The sequence below is a fragment of the Limibacillus halophilus genome, assembly GCF_014191775.1.
Taxonomy (GTDB): Bacteria; Pseudomonadota; Alphaproteobacteria; order Kiloniellales; family CECT-8803; genus Limibacillus; species Limibacillus halophilus.
The window spans coordinates 168,773-193,096 of record NZ_JACHXA010000002.1 but is presented as its reverse complement, the minus strand read 5'-3'; the positions used below and the strand labels follow the sequence as shown (position 1 = coordinate 193,096).

22 protein-coding genes and 2 pseudogenes are annotated in these 24,324 nt (G+C 57.5%); 4 read left to right on the top strand and 20 right to left on the bottom strand.

Going from position 1 to position 24,324, the window contains the following annotated elements:
* Window positions 1-22 precede the first annotated feature (22 nt).
* Window positions 23-739: a c-type cytochrome gene (locus tag FHR98_RS04040; RefSeq protein WP_183415359.1), complete on the top strand. Its 717-nt coding sequence runs from the start codon at window positions 23-25 to the stop codon at window positions 737-739.
* Window positions 740-757: 18 nt separating this feature from the next.
* On the opposite strand, the gene FHR98_RS04035 is transcribed toward FHR98_RS04040, so the two are convergent.
* The 8 genes and pseudogenes from FHR98_RS04035 to FHR98_RS04000 all read right to left on the bottom strand — a co-directional run bounded on the left by FHR98_RS04035 (window position 758) and on the right by FHR98_RS04000 (window position 9,358).
* On the bottom strand, window positions 758-1,498 hold the full coding sequence (locus FHR98_RS04035) for an anti-sigma factor family protein (RefSeq protein WP_183415358.1): 741 nt from the start codon (window positions 1,496-1,498) through the stop codon (window positions 758-760).
* A complete protein-coding gene (locus tag FHR98_RS04030; protein WP_183415357.1) occupies window positions 1,495-2,013 on the bottom strand; it encodes an RNA polymerase sigma factor in 519 nt (172 codons plus the stop codon). The genes FHR98_RS04035 and FHR98_RS04030 overlap by 4 nt, the downstream gene beginning before the upstream one ends.
* 196 nt (window positions 2,014-2,209) lie before the next feature.
* Window positions 2,210-2,629, bottom strand: a pseudogene (locus FHR98_RS04025) (IS6 family transposase); the annotation flags it as partial.
* 121 nt (window positions 2,630-2,750) lie between these two features.
* Window positions 2,751-3,755 (bottom strand): ABC transporter substrate-binding protein, encoded by a 1,005-nt coding sequence (locus FHR98_RS04020; protein WP_183415356.1) that lies wholly within the window; start codon window positions 3,753-3,755, stop codon window positions 2,751-2,753.
* Complete coding sequence (locus tag FHR98_RS04015; RefSeq protein WP_183415355.1) at window positions 3,752-5,647, bottom strand: MFS transporter; 1,896 nt, start codon at window positions 5,645-5,647, stop codon at window positions 3,752-3,754. Before FHR98_RS04015 ends, FHR98_RS04020 begins: the two co-directional genes overlap by 4 nt.
* Complete coding sequence (locus FHR98_RS04010) at window positions 5,644-6,396, bottom strand: hypothetical protein (RefSeq protein WP_183415354.1); 753 nt, start codon at window positions 6,394-6,396, stop codon at window positions 5,644-5,646. Before FHR98_RS04010 ends, FHR98_RS04015 begins: the two co-directional genes overlap by 4 nt.
* 276 nt (window positions 6,397-6,672) lie before the next feature.
* Entirely contained in the window at window positions 6,673-7,377 is a 705-nt protein-coding gene (locus tag FHR98_RS04005) for an IS6 family transposase (protein ID WP_183415353.1), read from the bottom strand.
* Between the two features lie 82 nt (window positions 7,378-7,459).
* Complete coding sequence (locus tag FHR98_RS04000) at window positions 7,460-9,358, bottom strand: TRAP transporter permease (protein ID WP_183415352.1); 1,899 nt, start codon at window positions 9,356-9,358, stop codon at window positions 7,460-7,462.
* Between FHR98_RS04000 and FHR98_RS03995 the strand changes: the two genes are divergently transcribed.
* Window positions 9,357-9,518 (top strand): hypothetical protein, encoded by a 162-nt coding sequence (locus FHR98_RS03995; protein ID WP_183415351.1) that lies wholly within the window; start codon window positions 9,357-9,359, stop codon window positions 9,516-9,518. The two genes, FHR98_RS04000 and FHR98_RS03995, sit on opposite strands and share 2 nt — an antisense overlap.
* Here the strand turns inward: FHR98_RS03995 and FHR98_RS03990 are convergent.
* From FHR98_RS03990 to FHR98_RS03980, 3 genes are read right to left on the bottom strand one after another with little or no spacing between them, the layout of a single operon-like run.
* Window positions 9,491-10,456, bottom strand: a complete 966-nt coding sequence (locus FHR98_RS03990) for a TAXI family TRAP transporter solute-binding subunit (protein WP_183415350.1) — start codon at window positions 10,454-10,456, stop codon at window positions 9,491-9,493. The genes FHR98_RS03995 and FHR98_RS03990 overlap by 28 nt on opposite strands.
* Window positions 10,457-10,483: 27 nt before the next feature.
* Window positions 10,484-12,676, bottom strand: coding sequence for an acetate--CoA ligase family protein (locus tag FHR98_RS03985; protein ID WP_183415349.1), 2,193 nt, complete (start codon window positions 12,674-12,676; stop codon window positions 10,484-10,486).
* A gap of 2 nt (window positions 12,677-12,678) precedes the next feature.
* Window positions 12,679-13,452 carry an enoyl-CoA hydratase/isomerase family protein gene (locus tag FHR98_RS03980; RefSeq protein ID WP_183415348.1) on the bottom strand — a complete coding sequence of 258 codons (774 nt, stop codon included), beginning with the start codon at window positions 13,450-13,452 and terminating at the stop codon, window positions 12,679-12,681.
* A gap of 84 nt (window positions 13,453-13,536) precedes the next feature.
* Here FHR98_RS03980 and FHR98_RS03975 point away from each other — a divergent pair, with 84 nt between their 5' ends.
* On the top strand, window positions 13,537-14,502 hold the full coding sequence (locus FHR98_RS03975) for a LysR family transcriptional regulator (RefSeq protein ID WP_183415347.1): 966 nt from the start codon (window positions 13,537-13,539) through the stop codon (window positions 14,500-14,502).
* A 28-nt stretch (window positions 14,503-14,530) separates the two neighbouring features.
* On the opposite strand, the gene FHR98_RS03970 is transcribed toward FHR98_RS03975, so the two are convergent.
* Together FHR98_RS03970 and FHR98_RS03965 are read right to left on the bottom strand one after the other, a co-directional pair.
* Window positions 14,531-15,235, bottom strand: a complete 705-nt coding sequence (locus FHR98_RS03970) for an IS6 family transposase (protein WP_183415346.1) — start codon at window positions 15,233-15,235, stop codon at window positions 14,531-14,533.
* A gap of 108 nt (window positions 15,236-15,343) precedes the next feature.
* Window positions 15,344-16,048: an IS6 family transposase gene (locus FHR98_RS03965; protein WP_183415345.1), complete on the bottom strand. Its 705-nt coding sequence runs from the start codon at window positions 16,046-16,048 to the stop codon at window positions 15,344-15,346.
* A gap of 73 nt (window positions 16,049-16,121) precedes the next feature.
* On the opposite strand from FHR98_RS03965, the gene FHR98_RS03960 reads away from it, so the two are divergent.
* Window positions 16,122-16,586, top strand: a complete 465-nt coding sequence (locus FHR98_RS03960; RefSeq protein WP_183415344.1) for an extracellular solute-binding protein — start codon at window positions 16,122-16,124, stop codon at window positions 16,584-16,586.
* Window positions 16,587-16,820: 234 nt separating this feature from the next.
* On the opposite strand, the pseudogene FHR98_RS03955 reads toward FHR98_RS03960, so the two are convergent.
* From FHR98_RS03955 to FHR98_RS03925, 7 genes and pseudogenes are all read right to left on the bottom strand, one after another.
* Window positions 16,821-17,463: pseudogene (locus FHR98_RS03955) on the bottom strand (IS6 family transposase).
* A gap of 254 nt (window positions 17,464-17,717) precedes the next feature.
* On the bottom strand, window positions 17,718-18,560 hold the full coding sequence (locus FHR98_RS03950; RefSeq protein WP_183415343.1) for a hypothetical protein: 843 nt from the start codon (window positions 18,558-18,560) through the stop codon (window positions 17,718-17,720).
* 170 nt (window positions 18,561-18,730) lie between these two features.
* Window positions 18,731-19,741, bottom strand: coding sequence for an ABC transporter ATP-binding protein (locus FHR98_RS03945; RefSeq protein WP_322091208.1), 1,011 nt, complete (start codon window positions 19,739-19,741; stop codon window positions 18,731-18,733).
* On the bottom strand, window positions 19,738-20,727 hold the full coding sequence (locus FHR98_RS03940; RefSeq protein ID WP_183415342.1) for an ABC transporter ATP-binding protein: 990 nt from the start codon (window positions 20,725-20,727) through the stop codon (window positions 19,738-19,740). The genes FHR98_RS03945 and FHR98_RS03940 overlap by 4 nt, the downstream gene beginning before the upstream one ends.
* A gap of 1 nt (window position 20,728) precedes the next feature.
* A complete protein-coding gene (locus FHR98_RS03935; protein WP_183415341.1) occupies window positions 20,729-21,625 on the bottom strand; it encodes an ABC transporter permease in 897 nt (298 codons plus the stop codon).
* A gap of 5 nt (window positions 21,626-21,630) precedes the next feature.
* Entirely contained in the window at window positions 21,631-22,584 is a 954-nt protein-coding gene (locus tag FHR98_RS03930) for an ABC transporter permease (RefSeq protein WP_183415340.1), read from the bottom strand.
* 124 nt (window positions 22,585-22,708) lie between these two features.
* Entirely contained in the window at window positions 22,709-24,247 is a 1,539-nt protein-coding gene (locus FHR98_RS03925; RefSeq protein ID WP_183415339.1) for an ABC transporter substrate-binding protein, read from the bottom strand.
* Window positions 24,248-24,324: the final 77 nt, after the last annotated feature.

Genomic DNA, 24,324 nt, shown 5'->3' with positions numbered 1-24,324 from the left:
CCTTGCAGGAGTGGAGAATGGAATGATCTGTCGTCTTCTGATGACGGGAATACTACTTGGCGTCCTTCAATTGATCGCAGGTGCGTCAAGCGCCCAGAATGATCTGGATGCCAGGCTAGCCGCAGCCGATCCGGCTACAGGCGAGAAGGTATTTAGAGCCTGCAAGGCCTGCCACACCATAGATGAAGGAGGCAAAAATCGTGTCGGCCCAAATCTTTGGGGCATTATTGGGGCCGACGTCGCCGCTTCCAAGGATTACGCAAATTATTCAAAAGCACTGCGGGATCTCGGCGGATCGTGGACTATGGAACGACTGGACGAATTTTTAGCCGACCCCCGCAAGTTCGTAAAAGGTACGCGTATGACATTCACTGGTGTTAGTGAGGCTGCTGCGCGCGCGGATCTCATTGCCTATTTGAATGCAAGCGGGCCAACACCGACTTCCTTCGGTTCAGGACAGTTTGCTCCGAACGAACAAGATTCCACTACAGCGCCAACAGAGCTGTTTGGCGTTCTAGTCCCGGGAGCGGGGGCAGAGGAGACCTATTACAACTGCACCGCCTGTCACTCTGAGAGGATTGTGGCTCAACAGGGTCTTTCCCGGGATAACTGGGCCGAGCTGCTGGATTGGATGGTTGAGGAACAGGGTATGAGCGAACTGGACCAGCAGACGAAGGCAGTGATCCTAGACTATCTCTCAAAGAACTATGGGGAAGATCGACCTAATTTTACCAACTAAGAAATCTAGTTGCGCATCTCAGGCGCAAGATGCTGTCGATTCAGCCATTGCAACCTGGAGGTCCCTGTTGCTCCGGCCCGTCTGGGTGGCCGACTCTAGGTATGCAGCGATCATATTGAAGCGCCCACGGTCCATCGTATCTGAAATCAGACTGAAGCGTGCTTCTTCGGTAGTCCACTGACGCCACAGCAAATTCTCTGCTTGGTCCGAAATATCCTCATCAATTTCCAGCTTCTCGACCAGCAATGTCAGCCGGCAACCATTCTGGCCACGATAATGCATGGCTATGAAGGCCGGGTCTTCGGATGCGTCGACCTTCAATTCCATTAACTCAAGTCTCGCGATTGAGAGGTCGGGCGGCGCTATAAAGCCCGCCCAAGCGCCAAAAGCCGCATTTGATACCTGCGGTTGGTCCTGACTATAAGAATTAGCGCTGAATTTTGCGTGCCAGTCTGCGGCGGTATTGCTTGCCAAATCTACCTGAAACGTCCTCAATCCGAATATCGAAATCCCAACGACAACAACAATCCCTGCTGCAATTGCGCCGACGCGGGACAAGGATCGCAGACGCGAAGAGGTTGGGGGCGCCGCCAGTGGCTGCGTACGGCCCAGTGTCAATTTCACTGTCTGAATACGCTCCAAGGCGGCCGCTAGATCGGGCTCTTGCTGAATTCTAGCTTCCAAAACCATCCTCTGCTCTGCCTTGAGTTCATCATCGGCATAGCTGTTAAGAAGGTTCCAGTCTTTGTCAGTCGTCATTCGCTCTTGTTCTTTCGAGAATCGTTAAGACCGGGAATATGAGCGCCGTCTATCAGGGCTATCAGAGTGCGCCTTGCCCGGCTGACCCGGCTCATGACGGTACCCGACGGCACGTCTAGTACAGTCGCGGCCTCCTCGTACTTCATACCCAGCACGTCCACCAAAAACAGAATCTCGCGCTCGGGCTGTTTCAACTTTCCGAAAGCGAGACGGGTCAAGGTATCGTTGAGTGTGTCGCTCTGTTGATTGTTTATCTCAATCAAGTAACGGCCCAACCCTTCGGAAAATTCCCGCCGCACTTTTCTTTTCCGGACTTCATCTAGAAAAAGATTGCGAATGATTCGAAACATCCATGGCCGAAGCGCATTGAGATTATCTGGGTGTCGCCGAGCAGAGAGCGCCCTTTCTACTGAATCTCCCACCAGATCCTCAGCGTCGTTGCGATCACGTGCGATCGATTGAGCATATGCCATCAAATCGGGAAGTAGCCGCTTTATGCCGTAGCGCAAATCCATCAATTATTGGGTCCAGCTGATCAAGGGAACCATCATCAATTAGGTTTTCCATCCTGCTTTATCGTCAGCTTAGTTGCAGTGGTATATGGCCCTATCGGAGAATAACAGAGAAACTAACGCTGGTGTCAGACGAATTCGAACTCGGTTCAGTATACTCCAGCCGAGTCGAGCGTCAGGCAGTGATGAGGCTTCGCCATTCTGCAAGTGCAGCCCCATATGATCGAAGTTGATCGGTCACGATAACCTCGGGCCGACCGTGCTTGCGCAGTGCTTTCCTTAGGAATTTCAACGCAGCTTTCTTATCGCGCCTCTTCGTCACGAAGGAATCCAGGACCTCGCCTTCGTGATCGACGGCGCGCCACAGGTAGTGCGTTTCGCCGTCGATCTTAACGAACACCTCGTCCAGTTGCCATCGCCAGAGGTTTAACCGCATGCTTTGGATCCGTCGCTTACAGATCTCAGAGGCGAACATCGGTCCAAAACGGTCCCACCAGAAACGCACCTTCTCGTGGCTGAAATCAATCCCGCGTTCGTGAAGGAGATCCTCTACATTCTGAAGTGAGAGAGGAAACCGAATATACATCATGACCGCTAGGCGGATGATCTCTGGGCTCATCTCGAAGTATCGGAATGGGCTGCGTTTTGTCATGTGCGCAGGTAGGGAACGGCACAAGTCCTCTCAACCCAAGTTCTTCTGACACTGCCGTTTCTTCTGACAATACCCGGGCGATGCTTTGCTAATTGACGATATCGGCGAATTCCAGCAGATCAATTGGCGGCCAGACTCCCACTTCCTTGGCAAAGCCGAGGTTCACGGTGAGCGCGAAGTTCTGCATTCTCGCGACCGGCAGGTCTCCCGGTTCGGCGCCGCCGACAAGAATGGCTTCGGCTTGCTGCCCGGCAAGCTGGCCGATGTCGTAGTACCGTGCCGCGACTGAAATTAAGGCGTTGCCGTCCCGCACCATCTCTTCATAGGGGCTAATAAGCGGAAGGCCCGCCGCTCTGGCGGCGGCCCCAAGCACGGCGGCATTAGACCGCAGGAACGAGGAACTGCCGACGTACACCGCGTCAGCACCTGCATTCTTTAACCGCCTGACCGCAGGGCCGATGTCTTCCGGCAGCGGCGAACCGTCTGGCCCCAGTTCGATTTCGAGGTCGACCAGCGTGACACTCATGCTCGGAAGCAGTTCCGCTAGTTCGTCGCGCTTGACGACCGAATTCTTCTCGTTCTTGTTGTAGAGTAACCCGAGGGCGTCGATCTCCGGCAAGAGGCGACGCAGCGTGTCTACGTTCACCTTCTCCGGCACCCGGTTGTAGGTGCCTGTGATGTTCTTGCGTCCAGTCGCGTCCAAATCCGCGACGATTCCAGCGCCGACCGGATCGGCGACGATCATGAAGACCTGCGGGATGTCGTGGTTGAAAGCTGGGTCGTCAAGCGTGGCAAGCGTGCCCGCCATTTCAAGCGTGACGCTCGTCCCCCAGGACACGATCAGGTCCACCTTCGCCCTTCGGGCCTCGTTGAGAATTTCCGGTACGCGCGCACGTTCACGCCCGGCATCGAGGTACCGAATCACAATTTCCGGTTCGAGGCTCTGGAGATAGTCAGTGGCGCCTTGGCAGGCTTCCTCGCAGCCCCGCCAGGTGGCAATCAACACCTCAAGAGGTTTGTCGCTCTGCGCCATGCTTCGGGAAGCGCCAACAAGGATCATCAGCGCCAACAGAACAATTCGCCGCGTCGTCATTTCCCCGCCGCCTCCTTGCTGACCCCGGCACGAGAAATGATCGCAAAAACCGCTAGCCCTGACAATGTCAGCGCGCCAAGCGTGGTGAACACGACCGCAGGGTGATCGGGAGAGGCGGTAACGCTGGCCACGAGAAAGGCGACAACCGCACCCCCTCGCTCAATCACCCGGAGGTGGTCAATTCGCTCGGGGTGACTCTCCGCGACTTCGTTGACAAGCGCGAAGATTGGTGCGCGGAGCATGGCGTGGCCTACCCCGATTACCGCTACCGCGACAATGAGACTCGTCGAGCCATCCAATGCCCCGGCGATCAGCAGGGCTAAGCCCGAGATCAGCGCCCCGGCGCTTGCGGCCATTCCGGAACCGGTCGTCCCCAGGAAATGGCCGACCAACGGTGCAACGAAGACCGCGCAGAGATAGTAAAGCATCACGACCCGGGCGGTCATCGCCGCGTCAAAACCCGCTGACGACAGCAGAAGTGGAACGAGGTACCAGATCACCATCGCCGTGGTGATGCTCAATGGGACAGCCAGCCCGAATGCGATCGCTGCGAAGGTGCGGCCTTCGTGAACCTGCGGGGTGCTGGATTTTCTGGGTGTGGACGGTGTGGTGCCCGACCCGGACAATGCGCAATGCGCGGTGCTCCCTGCGATGATAACAACGACCGCGCCAAGCAAGATCGCCGCGGAATAGCCGACTTCAAAGGCGGCGACGCCACCGATAATCGATCCGGCCAGAACCCCTCCGTAGAGCGCGCTGTTGATGGACGCTTGGGTCCGTGCCGCTTCGGCGCGTCCGCCCGCCCACAGAGCATGGAGCGAACACGCGGTGGCGGCGATCGTATATCCCACGGCAACAAGCATGCGTCCGGTTGCTGCTCCGAGGACACCGGAAGACTCCGCCATGAGCGCAAGACCGGTAACGATCGGTATGACGGACCAGAGGAAGGCGCTGCGCGGTCCGAGATGACGAACGAGCGGCCCTGCGAACGGGGCAACCGTGGCCGCGGCCAGAAGGTAGGCGACAAGCGGCGCGGCGGCGGCGGCGGCCGGCGACAGCCAATCCCAGCGATGGAGATCCCGCGCCATGACCGGCAGGAAAGAGGCCGTGGTCTCGGTGCCGAGCGCAAGAAGAAACAGTGGCATGCGCGCCATCAATGGTGAAGGTATAGCCAGATGAGGCGGCGACACTTCGCGGCCGGCGAGGTGTCGTGCCCGGTCGTTCAACCGTGCGGCCAGCGCGCTGAGCGGTCCGCCAGCCGGTATTGAGACGATACGATCGAAGCGCCCCTGACTCTGCTCCTCCAGAAGCGCCGCGACCGCGTCTCGCGGTAGCCAAATGCTGCGTGCGGCGAGGAGGAGAATGACTTCCACCCCGATCACGACGATTGCTAGCGCCACGATGGCGATGTCGAACAGAACATGCAGTAACTGGGTCTCGAGCAACCTGGGATTTTCGGTCAGGACAATCTCGGCGGCTACAACGCTACCGACCAGAACCGCAAAGCGGTACGTTCGGGCATCCGTTCCGGGCCGGTTCGACGGTGCCGCGCTCGCGGCGGCATCCGAGATGTCGAGCGCGCTCGTTCCGTCGCGCGTGAGGATTTGAACGCTCTGGACCTCGGGAAATTTTTTGACGATATCGGCAACTCTTTCGTCAAAGCCCGCGACAGCGTCCAGGGGAATGCCTAACTCGAGTGGGCGCTGAAGATCAGCGCGCAAAAGCATGCCGAGCAGCTGCATGCGTTGCTCCAACTCTGGTGCGACGGCCTGATCGAAGGCCCGAAATGTCACGGTGGAGAACATGCCAATCGTCATGGTGACAATGACAATCAGAGCCAGTGTAAGGCGTATTCTCACATTACGATGCGTGGTGGGAACCGGGCCGTTCATGTCTGGGTGTCCCGCACTGCGCGATAGCGCTGGTCGGCCTCGCGAATCGCATGTTCGATCGGCGTTGGCTCTTCTGAGTCGGGTATGGTAGGGCGGCCTCGCCAAAGCCATTGGTCGGCCTTGGTGGCGGCGTCGACATATAAATTGTTGATCGAAATCTCGGGGCCGAGAACCCACCGGATCGCCCATGCGGTCAGCACGCTGGCAACGATGGAGAAGAACAGGGCGGCCGTCGCAAGGCGGCCTGCCATCGCCCACACTGCAGTGCGGGCATCGATGCCGGAATATTCCAGAAGCAGGCTCCCGGCAACATTGCCGCTGCTATCCCAAAACCTGACGACACTAAGAAAATCTTGCCCTTCGCGGAGGGCTACCTCGGTCTCGTCGGCGCTTTGGATTCGGGCGATGACGGCCCTGGAGAATTCGGGATCGCGCGGCTGCGTGCTGACTACGATATTCCCCTCGACGTCGAAGAGGTGCAGTTCCAGGATCGCCGGGTCGGTCTGTCGTGCACGCTCGAGCAGGGCGTCGAGGCCCCTGACGCTTGAAAGCCGTAACCCGATGGCGGCGGCGGAGGCCAGAGGCTCTGAAGCGCGCTCGACAACGACCACCAGTCGCTCCTGTTCCAGGCGGGATCGGATCTGGTCGAACTGGAGCACAGTGAGAACCACGAACGCAATAAGCGACACCAAGTTGATGCCGACACCAGCAAGAACAAGTCCTCGATATGCAGCCGCATTCCATATCATGCTGGACGTTAGCCGCCTGATTTGTGCTGTGTCTATCTGGAAATGGATACTCTGGGGCCGCCAGAGGAATTCAAACTCGTCTCAGAATGCCTCAGCAATGGCGAGCGTCAAACAGAGAGAAGACCGCGCCGTTCGGCGAGAGCAGCGACAGGGTTTCGCTTGAAGGTAGCTCGCGAAACTGGCGCAAAATGGAAGTCTATAAAGGAGACGGGGGTAAGTGGCGGTGCCGTCAGACTAATTCGAACTAGTCTCAATATGCCCCAAACATGCCGAGCTTCAGGCAGCGAGAAGGCCGCGCCACTCGGAGAGAGCGGCGGCGCGGTTCAGCTTGAATATAGTACGAGAGGAAAGGCTGCGTTCTGTGTTGAAGTGGTTGTAGACGGAGGCATGGATGGCGGTGAATTGCTGCAAACTTCGCATCTGCCTGAAGCGAAGTATCGCGCGCTCTCGTCGTCGGAAGGGCAGATGTGAGTTCTCTGCTCGGTTGTTCAGCCAGCGGCCACATACCTGGCGAGCTGCGGTCCCAATATCCCTGAGTGCCGCACCGTACGATCTCAGCCGATCTGTCACGATAACTTCGGGCCGACCGTGTTTGCGCAGTGCTTTTCTTAGGAATTTCAACGCAGCTTTCTTGTCTCGTTTCTTTGTCACGAAGCTTTCCAGAACCTCGCCCTCGTGGTCGACGGCTCGCCACAAATAGTGCTGCTCACCGTTGATCTTCACGAAGACCTCGTCCAGGTGCCATTGCCAGAGGCTTGACCGCATGCTCTGGATCCGTCGCTTGCGGATCTCCGCGGCGAACATTGGACCGAAGCGCCGCCACCAGAAACGCACCGTTTCGTGGCTGATATCAATCCCACGCTCGTGAAGAAGATCCTCCACATTCCGTAATGAAAGTGGGAAGCGAATATACATCATGATCGCTAGGCGGATGATCTCGGGCGACGTCTTGAAGTAGCGAAAGGGGCTGCGTTTGGTCATGGCGAGACGCTACGAGATAGCCCGACCTAGCTCAAGGCGATTTGCTCTGACAGAGCCCTCAGGATTGCGAACAGGGTAAATTTCAAGTTGAACCTGTAGCGCTGTGGGACGCGCGCAGGTGTCCGGCGATTTCGTGAACAGCCACAATTCCGATACCGATCGCACTCAACCAGAGGTCGGGTACAATCGCAAGAATACCGGAAAAAATGAATACCGCGCGTCCGATAAGACCAAGTGGGCGGAGGAAGTATCCCATCAACCCGGCGCTCACGAAAATCAGCCCGGCGATCGTCGTCAGCAAGGCCGTCAGGAAGCTTGTGACGGTCGCATCCACCAAAATCATGGCCGGTTGAGTAACTATGACGAAAGGAACGATGAAGCCGCTGATCGCGATGACAAAGGCATAGAGGCCCGTCTTCATGGGATTGGCCTTTGCGATGCCGGCCGCTGCGTAGGCCGCAAGGCAGACGGGCGGCGTGATGTCGGCCAACACGCCGAAATAAAATACGAAGAGATGTGCAGAGATAACCGGTATGTCGAAGTTGTTCACTAGGATCGGTGCAGCGATCGATGCGGTCACGATGTAGTTCGCCGTTGTCGGCAGTCCCATCCCGAGCACGAAGGAGGCCAGCATCGTTAGCAGCAGCACCGGAAGGAAAGCTCCACCCGATAAGGCAAGGACATCCTTGGAAATACCGGCACCCAGACCGGTCTTCGTAACTGTTCCCGCGATAATCCCAGCTGTGGCGCAGGCTGCGATGACGGGAAGTGCGGTACGCGCTCCTTCTTCGCCGAGACTTAGGAGTTCCTTCAGACTGAGCCGGGTTTTTTTCCGAACTATGCTAACGAGAAGCGCCGCAATGATCCCGGTGAAGGCCGCGAACGTCGCCGTGCGACCGATTAGCAGGCACCCTACGATTGCGACGAGAGGGATGATGAGATGTAGGTTCTTCCGGATTTCGCGGCTGTCCGGCAGCTCCTGCCGCGACAGGCCGCCGATCTTCATCTTGGCAGCGAAGAAGTGAACAGCCGCAAAGACGCCGATGAAATAAAGGAGCGCTGGAACGGCCGCCATGACCATGATGTCATTATAGGCCACACCCGTGTAGGCGGCCATGATGAAGGCCGCAGCCCCCATGACCGGCGGCATGATCTGGCCGCCTGTCGAGGCGGAGGCTTCGGTCGCGCCGGCGAATTCGGGCTTGAAACCTGCGCGCTTCATCATCGGGATCGTGAAGGATCCGGAGGCAACCGTGTTGGAAATCGAGCTGCCCGACACCATGCCCTGCAAAGCGCTGGCGAAGACGGCTGCCTTCGCGGTCCCGCCCGTGAAACGCCCCGTGGCAAGGAAGGCGAGATCACCGAAGAACTCTCCGATGTTGGTTTTGACGAGAATCACGCCGAACAGCAGGAAGAGATAGATGTAGGTTGAGGACACCTGGATCGGGGTTCCGAACACACCACTGGTCGTCAGATAGGCGTCGGTAACCATCCTTTCCCACGAGATGCCGGGATGCGCGAAGACCGGCGCGAAGTTGCCATAGACGGAGTAGAGAATGGCCACGATCGCAATCAGGACGATCGGCAATCCGACGCAGCGCCGTGTCGCCTCGAGGACAAGAACTATCCCGGTCAGCGCTACGAGGAAATCTGTTTCGGAGTATCCGATGATCAGCGCACGCGTGACGAGCCGGTCATAGTTGAAGATGATATACGTGTTCACCGCCAAGGCGACCAACGCCAGCATGAAGTCTAACCAGGACGGCCTCCGCCGTGCATCGGCGCCGGGCGAGAACGGAAATAGCATGAAGACGAGGGAGACTGCCAAACCGACGTGAATTGCACCCTGGATCTGCGAAACATAGGTCCCGTAGAGGCCGGTATAGAGCTGAAAAAGCGTCAATCCGCTGCCCAACAGGATCACCGACCATTGTAACACTTTGGCCTTGAATCCCGGACGCTCGGGTCGTGAAGTTTGCATGGCTGCTTCCCTGGTGGATTTATCCGGCGCTTTCCATACGGCGAACCGGGTCTTTAAAGCCGGACCTCGTGACGCCGGCGCCAGGGCGATGGCGACGGACGGCCGTGTGCAGGCCGTCCGTCGCGCGGGCTTTTACTTCGAAACGCCCTTTTCGTCGTAGTATTTCTGCGCGCCGGAATGCAGCGGCAGCGGCCCTTTCGCCAGCAGCGCGTTGTTGATCGAGATATTGTCCTTGGACTTCAGCGTCAGCTTCCCGTTGCTTTCGTAGACCGACTTGGTGATGTCGTAAGCCAGCTCCGGGCTGACCTGGGTTTCTGACGCAAACAGGCAGGACCAGTCGGAAATGGTCGGGACGTCTTCCGAGGTGAAGTCGTAGGCCGCGCCCGGAATGGCAAATTCAGCAAACTTGGTTTCGGACAGGAGCTTGGACATCGCGTCGGGCTCGATCGGCAGCAGTTTGGCATCACCGATGGAAGCCTGGACCTGCAGAAGACCGGCGTAGGGAATCGTCTGCATGTCGATCACGACGTCTACGTTGCCATCCTGGAGCTTGTCGCGCGCGTCATTCGACCCTTCGGCAAGCGCGGTGTAGGACCCTTCGGCCAGGCCATTGGCCGCCAGGACCGCCAGCGATGCGAGCTGGTTCGCCGATCCAGGAGAGCCAATCGCTACCCGACGGCCGGTTGCATCCTTCAGGCTGGTGATGCCGGACCCTTCGCGCGTGATGATATGCAGAGCATAGGGTTCGAGGCAGCCCAGAAGGCGGACATTGTCAACCTTGGCGCCCTCGAATTTACCTTTGCCCTCGAAGACAGCGTAGGCCGTGGTCGCCTGCGCCAGGCCAAGCTGGATTTCGCCCTTGCCGATACGGATGAGGTTGTCGACCGAACCGCCCGTCTCGACCGAGGCCACCTTGGTGCCCGGAATGTCGGCCTCGAAGATCGAGGCGTATTCGGCGCCAAGGGCGAAATAGCTACCGCCAGGCTGGGCGGTGCCCAGTTGAAGGTCAGTCCGATAATCCGACTGGGCGCTCGCGGGTGCCGCGACCGCAATGGTTGCGCTTAGAAGTGCTGCGCCGAGGCCAAGTTGTTTCGTCATTTCAGTACTCCCTGTTAGGATTGGTTGCTATTTACCGACCAGCCGGACGTCGACTGGATGGATGGCGTCGCGGCTCGCAATGACCGGATTGATGTCGAGTTCGGAAAGGCCGTCCAATCTGGAAACAGCCTCGGACACTGACGCGATGAAGGCCGCTAGTTCGGCGGTATCCACCTTTTCGAAACTGCGGAATCCGTCGAGCAACTTCGACACCCGCGTCTCCGCAATCATGCACATGGCCTCGGCCGGTGTGATCGGTGCCGCTCGGAAGGCCACGTCATCGGCCGCCTCGACCAGAACGCCGCCCGTGCCAAACAGAACGACAGGCCCGAACACCGGGTCGTTGATCGCGCCGACGAACAGTTCGACACCGCTCTTGACCATTGGGGCGACCAGATAGCCGAAGTCGATGACGGGCGGGGTTTGGCCGGCCATGGACTCGCTGATCTGGTTTGCGACATCTGCCGCCGTCTCGACCGTGACACCAAGGTGCACGCCGCCGACGTCCGACTTGTGAACGACCTTGCTACTGTCGACCTTGACTGCGCAAGCCGTCCCGATATCTGCGATTGCAGCCCTGACCGACGCGGCATCCGTCGCGGCCGACCAAGTGCCTGTCGACACCCCGAGCCCCTGCAGGACCCGGCGCGCGACACTTTCCGGCAAAAGGCCGCCGGGAACCTGAACTCGGTTGGTCCCGCCGGCGCGTTCCGGCGCGTCCCCGAAAGTCTGAGCAAGCCATTGCGCTCGCTTATAGAGCGCACTTGCCCCTGCGACAGCCACGTCGATCGACGGAAAAACCTGGATGTCGCCGCGGCGCAGCGTGTCATGATTGTCCGGCTTGCGGTCCGCGTAGCAGCTGTGGAACACCAGCGGCACGTTGATGGCCTTCTGAACCGCCACCAGTCGTTCGGCGGCCTTGTCCTCGGCGGGCAGGAACGAATCGTCGAACCGGATATGGTACGCACCGAACAGCCCGTTCACGAGGACAAGCCCGACGGAGGGATCTTCGGCAAGGATCTCGATGCAATCGGCGAAGACGTCCGCATAGGCATCCGCCGCGCTCGCCACGTCGATCGGGTTGCCGACGCTGGCCCCTAGCCCCAGTACCGCGCGCAGCCTGGCCTGCGTGGCGTCTGACAGGTCGGACAGGGGCAAACCTGCGCGCGACAGCGCATCGACGGCCAGTGTGGCGTGCCCGCCGCCGTCGGCCAGGACTACCACGCCCTTGCCGACATCCGGCAGCTTGGCCGTTGCCAGAAGCGCTGCAACCGGCAGAAGTTCGTCCGACCGGTCAACAAGGGTCACACCCTTTTGCCGAAGAACGCTTGTCGCCACCGCGTCCGCTCCGGCAATCGAGCCGGTATGCGACAGCGCAGCTTTCTGTCCTTCGGCCGACCGGCCACCGCGCAGCATGACGATCGGACAAGTCCGGGCAACGCGATCGGCCGCATCGAGGAACCCTCGGCCATCGGGAAACCCTTCGCTGTAGATTGCAATGGCGCGCGTCGCATCGCGGGCAGAGAGCGTCCCGATCAGTTCGGCATAGCCCGCGTCGGACTGGTTGCCGAGCCCGGCGATCAGGTCGAAGCCCGGACCGTTGATCGACCGGTTGTCCTCGACCACCGACAGGATCATGTTGCCGCTCTGGGTCAGAACGCTGACCGGCCCGGCCGGCGGCAACTCCGGCAATCCGATCAGGTCCGCAAGGACGGTGCAGTTCAGCATGCCCGAGGTATTCGGCCCGATGATGCGGACACCGCTTTCCACGAGCGCGGCCTGCAATTGCCGCTCGGCCTCCGCCCCTTGGTCTCCGCGCTCACGGAAACCGTGGGCTAGCACGACTGCACCGGCGACACCGCGCTGCCCACATTCGATCAGAATGTCAGCCACTTCTTCTGCCGGACGCACGATGACAGCTACATCCACCTGATCGGGAAGCTCGGCAATGGAGGTGACGACAGGAACGTCGAGAATCGACCCACCACGCGGATTGACTGGATAGATCGCATGGGCATACCCGGCCTTCTTCAGCGCCTTGATGATTTGATACCCGCGCTTGTCTGGATTGGCCGAAGCGCCAACAATCGCCACCGAATGCGGTTCGACTAGTCGGTCGAGCGCGGTTCGGCCGCCCGCAGTCGGGGCGGGTCGCCCGTCGGCTTTATCGATGCCCGGCACCGCCGCCGTGGCGTCGTCCTCGAGTGTTCCCAGAGCCATGGTTATTTGCCCTCGAAAACCGGGGCCCGCCGTTCAGCGAACGCTGTCACGCCTTCCGCCCAGTCACGGCTTTCCATGATCTGGAGAAGATCATCCGCTTCCTGTCGGAAAAGCCGTTCCGGTGCATCGGGGAAGTTGATGGCACCTTTCAGCCTGGCCATTGGCAGGGGCGCGTTCTTTACCAGGATGTCGACCAGTTTCTGGGTCGTGGCTTTCAGATCGTCAAGCGCGGGAGCGAAGTTGACCAACCCCATGTCCAGGCATTCCTTGCCGGTGAACCGGTTGCCCTGCAGAAGAAGTCGCGTCGCGTTCCGCAAACCGACGAGGCGGGGCAGCCGTTCACTGACGCCCCCGCCGATATAGGTGCCAATCGACACCTCAGGGAAGGACATTTGCGCGTCTTCGGCCATGACCAGGAAGTCGGCAGACGTCGCGATCTCGGCCCCGCCGCCGATGGCGTAGCCATGAACCTCGGCAATCACAGGCCTTTTCAGGCGCTGGATTTTCTCGCAAACACCCTGGCCAAGCATGATATAGGCTTCGCGCTGTTCGCGGGTCCGTTCCCCCGACTTATGGGCTTTCAGATCCGCACCGGCACAGAAGGCGCGACCGTTGCCGGACAGCACTACGCAGCGCACGTCGGGATTTTCGTCAGCCAGGGTCAGGGCATCCAGAGTTTGCTGGTAGAGCGCCTCGTTTACGGCGTTCATGCGCTCGGGGCGGTTAAAGACGATGCGCAGAACTTGCCCATCAAGGGTCGTGAGAACTTCGGACATGAGTGACTCTCGTTTGGAATTTGCAACAATTTTGCGAAGATTTTGTTGCCCGTCCAACATTATTTCGATAACAATCAATCGCAAATGGACATAAATCTTTCTCTACGACATCTGCGGGCATTCGTCGCGGTTGCTGACTGCGGGGGCTATTCGGCCGCTTCACGGCAAGTGAACCTCGCTCAGTCAGCTTTGAGCCGGACGATCAAGGAAATTGAGGACGAGCTCGCTGTCAGTTTGTTCGACCGCACGACACGACGGGTGTCACTGACCGCAGCGGGCGAGCAGCTCTTGCTTAACGCGCGAGAGGCTATCGCTTCCTTCGATGGCGCGTTCTTGCGTTTCCAGCACTATCGTGAGGGCCTGAGCGGTACGGTCAGCCTCGCGGCTTTGTCCTCTGTGGCATCAATACTGCTCCCCCCTGTCATTTTCGAATTCCAGTCGCTCAGGCCGAATGTCCGAGTCTCTCTGGAAGATGGCTTTGCCGGTGAAGTTGTTGACAGCGTGATGCAGGGACGTGTGGATTTTGGCATCACGTCCCTTCCAAGGAAAAAAGGGCGCCTGATTTGCGAGAAGATTGCAGCCGATACCCTGACGTGCATTTGCTCCTCCAGGCATCGATTCGCATCGAAGCGCTCAATCGAATGGCGAGATATTGAGGGCGAAGATTTTGTCTCTTTCGCGTTGTCCAGCAGCATCTTCGAAGTGGTCGAACAAGGCCTTCGTTCCGCGGACGTCAGCCTTGGCAATATCACAAAGGCACGAGACATCGGGACGGTTGCCGGTCTGGTATCATCAGACCTCGGAATCTCTGTGGTGCCGAGCCTTGTTCTGCCAATGATGCAGTTCTGCGAATACCGCGGGATGCCGTTGAGCAATCCTGTGGTCGAACGGAATATCTATCTTATTTACGATCCGGAAACCCCGATGCCGCCCGCATCGACCTTCCTGATGGACTTGCTCCGGCGAGGCCCAAGATCAAAGTTCAAAATTCCTAATGGGGTCCGTTGGATCGACTACCCTGACGGGAGTTGTCAGGCTAATTCGAACTAGTCTCAGTAAGCCTCGGAAGTGGCGAGCGTCAGACAGCGAGAAGACCGCGCCATTCTGCAAGTGCAGAGGCACGGTTCAACTTGAAGATGGTTCGAGAAGAAAGGGCGCGTTCTGAGTTGAAGAGGTTGTAGACGGAGGCATGAACGGCGGCGAATTGCTGCAAACTTCGCATCTGCCTGAAGCGAAGCATCGCACGCTCCCGTCGTCGGAAGGGCAGATGCGAGTTCTCTGCTCGGTTGTTCAGCCAGCGGCCACATACCTGGCGATTGATGTTGCCGACCTCTTTCATGGCGGCCCCGTAGGATCTCAGCCGGTCGGTCACAATGATCCTAGGCTGGCCGTGCTTGCGCATTGCTTTTCTTAAGAATTTCAACGCAGCTTTCTTATTCCGCCTCTTCGTCACGAAGCTTTCGAGGACCCCGCCCTCGTGATCCACGGCGCGCCATAGGTAATGTATTTCGCCATTGATCTTCACGAACACCTCGTCCAGATGCCATCGCCAGAGGCTTGATCGCATGCTCTGGATCCGTCGCTTACGGATCTCTGAGGCGAACACTGGGCCGAACCGCTGCCACCAGAAGCGCACCGTCTCGTGGCTGATATCGATCCCGCGCTCGTGGAGAAGATCCTCGACGTTCCGTAACGAGAGTGGAAAGCGAATGTACATCATGACCGCCAGGCGGATGATCTCGGGCGACGTCTTGAAATAACGAAAGGGGCTGCGTTTGGTCATGGTCGGACGCTACGAGATCGCCCGACCTTGCTCAAGGCGATTTGCTCTGACAATGGAGCTGTCAGACTAATTCGAACTAGTCTCAGTATGCCCCAAACATGCTGAGCTTCAGGCAGCGAGAAGGCCGCGCCACTCGGAGAGAGCGGCGGCGCGGTTCAGCTTGAATATGGTACGAGAGGAAAGGCTGCGTTCTGTGTTGAAGTGGTTGTAGACGGAGGCATGGATGGCGGTGAATTGCTGCAAACTTCGCATCTGCCTGAAGCGAAGCATCGCGCGCTCTCGTCGTCGGAAGGGCAGATGTGAGTTCTCTGCTCGGTTGTTCAGCCAGCGGCCACATACCTGGCGATTGATGTTGCCGACCTCTTTCATAGCGGCCCCGTAGGATCTCAGCCGGTCGGTCACAATGATCTTAGGCTGGCCATGCTTACGCATTGCTTTCCTTAGGAATTTCAACGCAGCTTTCTTATCTCGTCTCTTTGTCACAAAGCTTTCAAGAACCTCGCCCTCGTGATCCACGGCGCGCCATAGGTAATGTATCTCGCCGTTGATCTTCACAAACACCTCGTCCAAGTGCCATCGCCAGAGGCTTGACCGCAGGCGTTGGATCCGGCGCTTGCGGATTTCGTTAGCGAACATTGGGCCAAAGCGGCTCCACCAGAAGCGCACCGTTTCATGGCTGATATCGATCCCGCGCTCGTGAAGGAGGTCCTCTACATTCCGAAGTGAGAGTGGAAACCGAATATACATCATAACAGCCAGGCGGATGATATCGGGGCTGGTTTTGAAGTATCGGAATGGGCTGCGTTTTGTCATGAGCGCAGGGTAGGGGGCAGCACAAGTTCTCTCAACCCAAGTTCTTCTGACAATCCCCCTATATCCACTGGACATGGCCCGCGCAGCGAAAAAGGTCAAAGAGATCCAGGAAGATACGATCTTCTATGATAGTCTCGCCCAAGGTCAACAATTGTTCCTTGATGGTGAAATAACAATGGCCGTGCTGACAAGTTCTCGCGCCACTTTAGTCTCTCGGGATACTGATGGTCGGGTTAAGATAAACTGGAGCCAAGGACAACTCTGCCCAGTGTCCTGGCCAATCATCAAGGGAGGTCCGGGAGGAAAACAGAACGCATTAAAATATATAGCATTCGGGCAAGATCCAGTATTGCAGTCGAAACTTTTTGAGACTATCGCCTATAGCCCATCCAACCCAGCTGCTATGGAGCATGTCGCTGCCGAGTATCGCCAGGACGACCCGTTTGCCCATTTCAGTCAGCTGTATTGGCGTGACGAGGAATGGTATGCGGCGAATTATGGATCAATGATCGACTCGATCCTGGAGACCATTGCCTGATCGGCCTCCCAAGTTTCTCGATAACTGCCTCCCTGTGACACTCGTCCGCCGCACCTAGTGTGGCGGACCCCCTTTCCAGGCAAGCCAGAGGAAGGTGCTGTCATACGAAATCTGAACTGCTAATCTCACTAGCAGACGCGGCCATAGCAGCGATGGGTTGCGGCTGGACCACGAATTCTGGGAGGTGTCAGACTAATTCGAACTAGTCTCAGTATGCTCCAGCCGAGCTGAACGTCAGGCAGCGAGAAGACCGCGCCATTCTGCAAGTGCAGAGGCACGGTTCAACTTGAAAATGGTTCGAGAAGAAAGGGCGCGTTCCCGTGTTGAAGAGGTTGTAGACGGAGGCATGAACGGTGGCGAATCGCTGCAAACTTCGCATCTGTCTGAAGCGAAGCATCGCGCGCTCCCGTCGTCGGAAGGGCAGATGCGAATTCTCAGCTCGGTTGTTCAGCCAGCGGCTACATACCTGGCGAGCTGCGGTCCCAATATCCCTGAGTGCCGCACCGTACGATCTCAGCCGATCTGTCACGATAACTTCGGGCCGCCCGTGTTTGCGCAGTGCTTTCCTCAGGAATTTCAACGCAGCTTTCTTATCCCGCCTCTTCGTTACGAAGCTTTCCAGAACCTCGCCCTCGTGATCCACGGCGCGCCATAGATAATGTATCTCGCCATTGATCTTCACGAAGACCTCATCCAGATGCCATCGCCAGCGGCTTGACCGCAGGCGTTGGATCCGTCGCTTGCGAATCTCAAAGGCGAACATCGGTCCGAAGCGGCTCCACCAGAAGCGCACCGTTTCGTGACTGATATCGATCCCACGCTCGTGAAGAAGATCCTCTACATCCCATAATGAAAGTGGGAAGCGAATATACATCATGACCGCCAGGCGGATGATCTCGGGCGACGTCTTGAAATAGCGGAATGGGCTTCGTTTGGTTATGACCAGACGCTAGAAGACCGCCCGACCGTACTCAAGGCGATTTGCTCTGACAAAGCCCTATCCGCTTCTCAATATCGATCTCTATCGGTGCAATTCTGCTGTCCAAGAATTAACTGCGGAATCAAGAATTCGCCATATTATTTAAGCCACAAGTCAGAAAGCAGAAGTGCACCAATTGGTTCGACCAGCACTTAGGCCGAAATTGGGCCATCCGTGTATCTACCGAAACCGTATTCGGTCATGGCCACGCCAGTTTTCTTAACACCGTTTTCGATGAATGTAATGTTTCCATACCGCTGCATGATAACCATGTCACTCCCATCGCCGATCAGTGGCAGCTCCCACATTCCCAATTCTTCAAACTCGACCCGCACATCACGTTCGCCAATCTTGGCATAAACGGTGTTTTGTTTATGTGACGAGCGCTCTTCGTCAGCGACGGTGATGGAGCCGTCTTTTTCGACCATTTTGAAGTAGTCGTACTTTTTGTAAGCGAAGACTGCATCGGCCGACCACACGGCGATCTCACCGTTGTCAATTAAGCCGTGCAGGAACCGGTAGCCGGTATAGCGCGGTGCGTAGGTCCATTCGACGTGCTTGCAGTACCCCTTTGCTGGGTAGGTTGTGCCTCGGAATTCAACCGTTCCAGTGATGTCGGGTAAGTGCAGAACCTCGTCATTGTTTTCGGAAAAGGTGTCCATCCAGGAGAGGGAATGGATCGGCTTACCACGGGCGATGAAACCGTCCTCACCGTTTGCGGCACGTGCTTCAACGACAATTTCGCCATTTTCGTCGCGGATATCAATTACGTCGCCATTGATATCGAGGTAGGGCGAATCCGATTGTGTCCAGGGCTTATCACTCTTGCAGATCTCGCGGACGCCGCCGTCATAGATCCACCCCGCCATCACGCTAAGTTTTGGCGCGCGACATGCCAATCTGACCGAGAACATTCGTCCTGCTGCGAAGAAGTGATACTGCAGGCCGACGTTGTTGATAAACCGGAAGGCAGGGCGGCGATTCTTTTCAATCATTTCTAGGACCTCGTTGATGGACGTAATGTATTTTGTGCTCAGTACCGTTGTGCGGACGAGAGCGTAATTTTACGATGACGGATGTCGGTGAATATCCACGAATTGACTGATAGAGATGTGCATAGTCGTCAGAATCGGTCAACTCTGGCATCTTTTCTGTCCTGCAGTAATCAGGGTGGATCACGGAAATGGCAGGCGACGGCATGACCGCCCACTCCCTGACGCAAGGCCGGTGTCTCTTCGCGACATCTTTCCTTTGCGATCGGACAGCGAGTATGGAACGCGCAGCCAGGCGGTGGATTGGATGGGCTTGGCACATCGCCTGTAAGAATGATCCGTTGGCGTCCCTTCTTGACGGGATCAGGAATTGGTACTGCAGACATAAGCGCTTCTGTGTAGGGGTGCTTGCAATTCTGGTAGATTTCGCGGGTGCGGCCGATCTCGACGATTTTGCCGAGATACATAACTGCTATCCGGTCGGAGATAGTTTCGACCACCGCCAGATCATGTGAGATGAACAGGTACGACAGACCACCTTCGGCCTGGATATCCATCATAAGGTTGATGATCTGCGCTTGGATCGAAATGTCGAGCGCCGAAACCGGCTCGTCGCAGATGATCAGCCTTGGCGATACGGCGAGCGCCCGCGCGATTGCGACGCGCTGACGCTGCCCCCCGGAAAATTGATGTGGAAACTTGTTCATTTGTTCGGGCCGGAGGCCGACTTTGAGAAACAACTCCGCGACCCGATCCACGAGATCGTTGCCTGACGCAAGATGGTGCGTCGACAACGGCTCGGCTACGATCTGTCCCATGGTCATGCGCGGATTCAGCGATGCATATGGGTCCTGGAACACCATCTGCATCTCGCGGCGCAGAGGTCTGAGAGCTCCCTCGGAAATACTTGTCACGTCGTTTCCGTGAACAATAACCTGGCCGCTAGTCGGATTGAGTAGGCGTAGAATCGTCTTGCCAACTGTAGATTTGCCACAGCCGCTTTCACCGACGACTCCTAGAGTCTCGCCCTGCGCCAGATCAAAAGAAACCCCATCGACGGCTCGCACGTGACCGACAACGCGGTTGAATACGCCGCGGCGGATCGGGAAGTATGTCCTAAGGTCGCGAACGGAGAGCGCCGTAATGCTCTCGTTCTTTACTAAGGTGGCCATGTCACCTGTCATCGTACAACTCCTTTGGCGCCCTGCGGGTGCCAACAGGCACACACATGATCGGCGGCTTGCCGCTCGAAGGGAGGCATTTGAACTGCGCAGAGTTGGTCGGCGTAGGCACATCGCCCTACGAACGGACAGCCGGCGGGCAATTCGTCGAATGGCGGCACTGTGCCAGGGATCTCTCGAAGCTTATTTTTATCCTCGCCTAGCGACTGGCCGAGTCGTGGCAATGACCCCAGAAGTCCGCGTGAGTATGGATGGGTGGGCCTTTCGAAGAATTCTTGCACCGACGCTTCTTCGACCTTGTGGCCGGCGTACATCACGACAACCCGGTCTGCATTCTCTGCGACCAAGCCCATGTCGTGGGTGATCAGCACGATGGCGGTGCCGAATTTCTCACGCAAATCACGGAGGAGCGAAGTGATTTGCGCTTGGATCGTCACGTCAAGCGCCGTCGTCGGCTCATCGGCAAGAATGACGCGCGGTTGGCACGCGAGCGCCATCGAAATCATGACACGTTGGCGCATGCCGCCGGAAAGCTGATGCGGGTACTCGTCGAAGCGGCTAGCCGCGTCGGGTATCTGCACGGTTTCCAGAAGCTCGATGACCCTATCGCGGGCTGCGGCGCGGGACATACCCTTGTGCAACATCAAAACTTCAGCGATTTGAAACCCAATGGTACGCAGCGGATTCAAGGAGCTCATTGGCTCTTGGAATATCATTGCGATCTCGTTTCCGCGGACGCGCCGCATGTCGGCCTCACTCATTTCCAACAAGTCACGTCCGTCGAGGAGAATGCGTCCCTGGTTGACGTTGATGATTGGCGGCAGCAGCCTTAGGATTGACAATGCAGAAACACTCTTTCCGCAGCCACTTTCGCCGACAATGCAGACCGTCTCGCCTTCGCTAACATCGAATGAAAGTCCGCGCACGACATTGACACCCTTGCCGATACGAATGTGAAGATCTTCTACGCGAAGAACTGGATTAGACACGTCAATCCTGACCTTTCGTTTCCTGTGCGCGCACCTGGTCGCGCAACCCTTCCGCCAGTAGGTTTGCGCTCAGCACCGTTAGGAAAATGGCTATTGACGGTGCGAGAACGAACCACGGCGCCAGTTCCAGGTACTGAAATCCGATTTGCACCATTGATCCCCATGTCGCCGTCGGCGGTTGCGCGCCGAGGCCGATGAAGCTGAGGCTCGATTCCAGGATGATCGCGAAGCCGACACCCAGCGATGCCTGTACGATAATCGGCGACATCACGTTGGGTAGGAGGTGCCGGAAAAGGATGGCTATCGCCGGAACCCCAACCGAACGCGCGGCCAGTACATAGTCATTATTCTTCACGGACAGTACTTGGCCGCGGATCAGGCGAGCATACGTCGGCACAGCGACGATCGCGATGGCGATGGTCGCATTAAACAACCCCGGTCCGAGCACCGCCGAAATCGTCAGTGCGAGGACCAACGGCGGCAAGGCGATGACACTATCCAAGACCCGCATCATAAACTCGTCGGCGATTCCCCCGAGATAACCGCTGATCAATCCCACAGGCACTCCGACGACGACTGCGAGGAGCACCGCCGAACAGCCGACCGAAAGGGACAGACGGGCCCCAAACAAAAGGCGGCTGAAAATGTCGCGACCAAGATCGTCCGTACCCAGCCAATGTGTGGCGTTAGGCGCGCTGAGCAAGGCTTGGTAGTGGATCGCGTCTGGCGCATAGGGTGCGATTAGCGGTGCAAATACCGCGCCCATCACCATGACGACGGCGATGATCATGCCGAGGAGAGCCGGGATCGATAAACATAATCCCTTCAGTAGACGAAACACATTACTGGCGCGAGCGACACCCCAGCGTTTTCGTATCACCAAATCAGTTGTTTGCATTCTGCTCATGCCCGGGATGACCTGGGGTCAAGGAGGCCGTAGACGATGTCCACAAACAACGTGGCAAGGACGACCGCGACGGCAATCAACAGCACTAATGCCTGCACGATGGGATAGTCGCGGCCGAGGATAGAATCCACCAGGAGGCGGCCGACACCGGGGATTGCGAAGACTGTCTCTGTGATAACTGCGCCGCTAAAGACCATGCCAAGTTGTAGGCCCAAGATCGTAACGATGGGCAGCATCGCATTCTTCATTGCGTGCTGAATCATAACCATGGTTGGAGACAACCCCTTGGCATAGGCAGTGCGAATATATGGCAACTCGATGACATCCTTGAAGCTGGCGCGCGTTTGCCGCAGCAGGATCGCTGTCAAGCTGAGAGCGATCGTGAGCGCTGGCATGATGCTGCGTTTCAGGCTTTCGCTGAAGTCTTCAGTCAGTGGCACGAAGCCCGATGGCGGGAGCCAGCCGGCCTTTAGCGACACTAAGTAGATTAGCAGGCCGCCAGCCAAAAAATACGGCGTCGACGCGCCGATGAACGTCCCCGCAGTGCCGAGCCGATCCCATATTGAGTTGGGCCGGACTGCGCTCAATGCGCCAAGCGGCACCGCGATGAGGGTCGAAAAGACCAGCGCTAGGAGCCCGATCTGCAGTGTCGGCACCAAGCGGGGCAGGATAATGTCGATGACGGGCTGATAACTGCGCAGGGAGTAGCCGAAATCGCCGACCATCACCTTGCTGATCCAGGTTATGTACTGAAGGTAGATGGGCTCATCGAGCCCGTACTGTTTACGCAACGCCGCGATAGTCTCCTCGCTGACGTCCGCTTGAGCTTGGCCAATGATCAAGTCGATGACATCACCCGGCAACATCCGCATGAGGGAAAACACCATGACGGAGACCAGAACAACGACCGGAATGGCCGCCAACGTGCGACGGAGGATGAAGGCAAACATTTTTTATCCTAAGAGCGGGGATCGGGACTAAAGCGCCAAAATTACTAGCTGTCTCATGCTGAGTCGGCTACCGCCAAAGCGCCATTAAGGACTGCATTAGCGGTAGCCACAGCGTCGCTCAAGGTCAATCTTCCAAGGAAAGGTATTTGTACTGGATGATTGAATCTGCGGCGTGGCGGAACCCCTTCACTTTCGGGCTCAATCCCTTGAAGTCCGAGCTGTAGTGCCAGGGCACATAGATCGCATCCTCGTTCATCATTTCCACAATCTTGCGGAAGTAGGCGCGTCGTTTTGCCTGATCCGTTTCGGCGCGCTGCGAGCGGAACAGTTCATCCATGGCCGGATTGTTGTAGCCGTGGAACTCGGCGTAGGAACCATCGGAAGATAATAGTATGTTGAGGTATTGGTCAGGATCCGGCCGGTATCCCCACCATCCGTGCATATCCATTGGCAGATCGCCGCTGCGCAGCTTGGCGCGGTGGTTGGCGTAGTCGACCTGCTCAAGGTTAATCTTGATGCCGACGTCGGCAGCCATCGCCTGCACGATCTGTGCCGCCCTCTGCTTGATCGGCTCAGGGCGCAGGTATGCTGTAATCTCCGCCGAGCCGACACCGGACTCATCGAGCAGCTTCTTCGCCATGTCCATATTAAAACTATACGGTCTGTAGGTGGGGTCGTGGAATGGGTGGCCCGGCAGTATCCCGCTAAAGCCTATCGAACCAGTACCGAAGTATGCCGCTTGGTGCAGCGCCTCGCGGTCTATCAACCATTGGAACGCTTGGCGCAACTTGTGATTGCTGAAGGGGAAACCTTCCTTAGCGTTGAATCCAAAGTATTCCCACTGGAAGCCGACTCGTTCGGAAACGATGATGTCGGCCTTCTCGCGTAGCGGTGCAATATTTTGCAAAGGCAAGCCTTCGGCGATATCGACCCCGCCGGTCTCAAGCTCGGTTAGTCGGGTGCTATCAGTTGGGATTGGCCGCAGTATCAAGCGGTCGATGTAGGGCTTCCCGTCGTCCCAATAGTCGCCGTTTCGCTCCATGACCGTTTCCGTATCCTGGGAATAGCTGACGAGCTTGAACGGCCCAGTGCCGACCGGATTGAGCCCAGACTTGCCGACTCCGTATTTCTCGAAAGCCGTCGGCGAGCCGATACAGCCAGCAACATCGGTGAAGGGGAACAGGAATGCCGCGAAGGGGTATTGCAGGACCATCTTGATGGTCAGGTCGTCGATCGCTTCGATGGTGTCCAGCGCCTTGATCTCGCCGGCTCGGATTGACTTGGTGTCGGGGTTGCGAATGCGCTCGATGTTGTAGATGACCGCTTCGGCATTGAATGGTGTGCCGTCATGGAACCTCACGCCGGAACGCAAGTGAAGCAAGTAGGTCCTGTTATCCGGCTGCTCCCACGATTCCACCAACATTGGCGCCAGTTCACCGGTTTCGCTGATCCCGAAGAGCGTGTCGTGAATGGCCTGAGTAGCGCCTCGACCCTGCAGGTTCCCTGTCAGGTGCGGGTCGAACGAAAGGGGATCAGCAGTCAGAGCGACCCGTAACGTGCCACCTCTGGACGCGGCGATGGCCGGCCTAGCAAAACCCGGCAACAACATGCCCCCGGCAACACCAGCGACGCCTGCCTTGACGAACTGCCTACGAGTGAACATCTTCATCTCCTTATGGCTCCTTGGGTTTCCTGGATGGATTAGCTCTTTGTACAAAAGCAGCCCATCTCCCTGTTTGC